Source organism: Micromonospora reichwaldensis (genome assembly GCF_031845925.1).
Lineage (GTDB): Bacteria > Actinomycetota > Actinomycetes > Mycobacteriales > Micromonosporaceae > Micromonospora > Micromonospora reichwaldensis.
On the sequence record NZ_JAVRFL010000070.1, the window covers coordinates 1 to 3,442 of the forward strand.

General features: G+C 56.9%; 2 rRNA genes. Both read right to left on the reverse strand.

Going from position 1 to position 3,442, the window contains the following annotated elements:
- Positions 1-17: 17 nt before the first annotated feature.
- A 5S ribosomal RNA gene (gene rrf / locus RM555_RS30715) occupies positions 18-134 on the reverse strand.
- A gap of 83 nt (positions 135-217) precedes the next feature.
- Positions 218-3,325: ribosomal RNA gene (locus tag RM555_RS30720) — 23S ribosomal RNA — on the reverse strand.
- Positions 3,326-3,442 lie beyond the last annotated feature (117 nt).

Below are 3,442 nucleotides of genomic sequence, written 5' to 3' on the forward strand. Positions count from 1 at the left end.
CCCTGAACTGAACGATTGTCCGGCGGTGTCCTACTCTCCCACACCCTCCCGAGTGCAGTACCATCGGCGCTGGAGGGCTTAGCTTCCGGGTTCGGAATGTAACCGGGCGTTTCCCCTCCGCCATGACCGCCGTAACTCTATCGACATATCAAACAACACCAACCCGTGGTCTGTTGTTCGTTTATCGAGAGTTGCACAGTGGACGCGTAGCAGCTTAGTAGTCAAGTCCTCGGCCTATTAGTACCGGTCAACTGAACCCGTTACCGGGCTTACATTTCCGGCCTATCAACCCAGTCGTCTAGCTGGGGGCCTTACCCCACAAAGTGGGTGGGATACCTCATCTTGAAGCGAGCTTCCCGCTTAGATGCTTTCAGCGGTTATCCCTTCCGAACGTAGCTAACCAGCCGTGCCCCTGGCGGGACAACTGGCACACCAGAGGTTCGTCCGTCCCGGTCCTCTCGTACTAGGGACAGCCCTTCTCAAGTATCCTACGCGCACGGCGGATAGGGACCGAACTGTCTCACGACGTTCTAAACCCAGCTCGCGTACCGCTTTAATGGGCGAACAGCCCAACCCTTGGGACCTGCTACAGCCCCAGGATGCGACGAGCCGACATCGAGGTGCCAAACCATCCCGTCGATATGGACTCTTGGGGAAGATCAGCCTGTTATCCCCGGGGTACCTTTTATCCGTTGAGCGACACCGCTTCCACTCGCAAGTGCCGGATCACTAGTCCCGACTTTCGTCCCTGCTCGACCTGTCAGTCTCACAGTCAAGCTCCCTTGTGTACTTGCACTCAACACCTGATTGCCAACCAGGCTGAGGGAACCTTTGGGCGCCTCCGTTACCCTTTAGGAGGCAACCGCCCCAGTTAAACTACCCACCAGACACTGTCCCTGAACCGGATAACGGTCCGAAGTTAGATACCCAAATCAACCAGAGTGGTATTTCAAGATTGCCTCCACCCATACTGGCGTATGGACTTCACCGGCTCCCACCTATCCTACACAAGCTAATTCGGATACCAATGTCAAGCTATAGTAAAGGTCCCGGGGTCTTTCCGTCCTGCCGCGCGTAACGAGCATCTTTACTCGTAATGCAATTTCGCCGGGCCTGTGGTTGAGACAGTGGGGAAGTCGTTACGCCATTCGTGCAGGTCGGAACTTACCCGACAAGGAATTTCGCTACCTTAGGATGGTTATAGTTACCACCGCCGTTTACTGGCGCTTAAGTTCTCCGCTTCGCCCCGAAGAGCTAACAGGTCCCCTTAACGTTCCAGCACCGGGCAGGCGTCAGTCCATATACATCGAATTACTTCTTCGCATGGACCTGTGTTTTTAGTAAACAGTCGCTTCCCCCTGCTCTCTGCGGCCATACAACGCTCCACCCGCGCGGGGCTTCACGTCTCCGGCCCCCCTTCTCCCTAAGTTACGGGGGCAATTTGCCGAGTTCCTTAACCACAGTTCGCCCGATCGCCTCGGTATTCTCTACCTGACCACCTGTGTCGGTTTGGGGTACGGGCCGCTAAGAACTCGCTAGAGGCTTTTCTCGGCAGCATAGGATCACTGACTTCACCTGAATCGGCTCGGCATCACGTCTCAGCCCTAATGGTGTGCGGATTTGCCTACACACCGGCCTACACGCTTACCCCGGCACAACCACCGGCCGGGCTCAGCTACCTTCCTGCGTCACCCCATCGCTTGACTACTACCCGCCAGGTTCCCACGCTCCCCAACCTTGATCCGAAGATCGCAGCCGGCTCGGGTGGTTAGCACAACGAGGTTCATCAGGGACGCTCTTTCGCGGGTACGGGAATATCAACCCGTTGTCCATCGACTACGCCTCTCGGCCTCGCCTTAGGTCCCGACTCACCCAGGGCGGATTAGCCTGGCCCTGGAACCCTTGGTCATCCGGCGGAAGGGTTTCTCACCCTTCTTTCGCTACTCATGCCTGCATTCTCACTCGTGCCGCGTCCACAACTGGGTCACCCCGCTGCTTCACCCCCGGCACGACGCTCCCCTACCCATCCACACACCTGCACAAGGAATCAAGTCCAAGCGAGGTAAAAATGTGAATGCCACAGCTTCGGCGGTGTGCTTGAGCCCCGCTACATTGTCGGCGCGGAACCACTTGACCAGTGAGCTATTACGCACTCTTTAAAGGGTGGCTGCTTCTAAGCCAACCTCCTGGTTGTCTATGCGACCCCACATCCTTTTCCACTTAGCACACGCTTAGGGGCCTTAGCTGGTGATCTGGGCTGTTTCCCTCTCGACTACGAAGCTTATCCCCCGCAGTCTCACTGCCGCGCTCTCACTTACCGGCATTCGGAGTTTGGCTGATTTCGGTAAGCTTGTGGGCCCCCTAGACCATCCAGTGCTCTACCTCCGGCAAGAAACACGCGACGCTGCACCTAAATGCATTTCGGGGAGAACCAGCTATCACGGAGTTTGATTGGCCTTTCACCCCTAACCACAGGTCATCCCCCAACTTTTCAACGTTGGTGGGTTCGGCCCTCCACGCGGTCTTACCCGCGCTTCAGCCTGCCCATGGCTAGATCACTCCGCTTCGGGTCTAGGACACGCGACTGAACGCCCTATTCAGACTCGCTTTCGCTACGGCTCCCCCACACGGGTTAACCTCGCCACATGCCACTAACTCGCAGGCTCATTCTTCAAAAGGCACGCCGTCACCCCGCAAGGCTCCGACGGATTGTAGGCGAACGGTTTCAGGTACTATTTCACTCCCCTCCCGGGGTACTTTTCACCATTCCCTCACGGTACTCGTCCGCTATCGGTCACCAGGAAGTATTTAGGCTTACCAGGTGGTCCTGGCAGATTCACGGCAGATTTCAGGGGTCCGCCGCTACTCGGGAACACCCACAGAAGGTCAGCAACTTTCACCTACCGGACTCTCACCGTCTACGGTCAGCCATTCCAGACTGTTCGACTAGCCACTGACTTTGTAACTTCTCGAGTGCATGTCAGTACACTCAGCAGGGTCCCACAACCCCGACCACGCAACCCCTGACAGGTATCACACGCAACCGGTTTAGCCTCAATCCGCTTTCGCTCGCCACTACTCACGGAATCACTAAATTGTTTTCTCTTCCTACGGGTACTGAGATGTTTCACTTCCCCGCGTTCCCCCCACACACCCTATGTGTTCAGGTGTGGGTGACTGGACATGACTCCAGCCAGGTTTCCCCATTCGGACACCCTGGGATCACAGCTTGGTTGACAGCTCCCCCAGGCCTATCGCGGCCTCCCACGTCCTTCATCGGCTCCTGGTGCCAAGGCATTCACCGTTCGCCCTTGACAACTTGACCACAAAGATGCTCGCGTCCACTGTGCAATTCTCAACAAACGACCAACCCACAACCCGATCCGTGCGACACCAAACCCGACCACCGCCGGCGGTATGCCACACCAGGCCATGCCTGGCA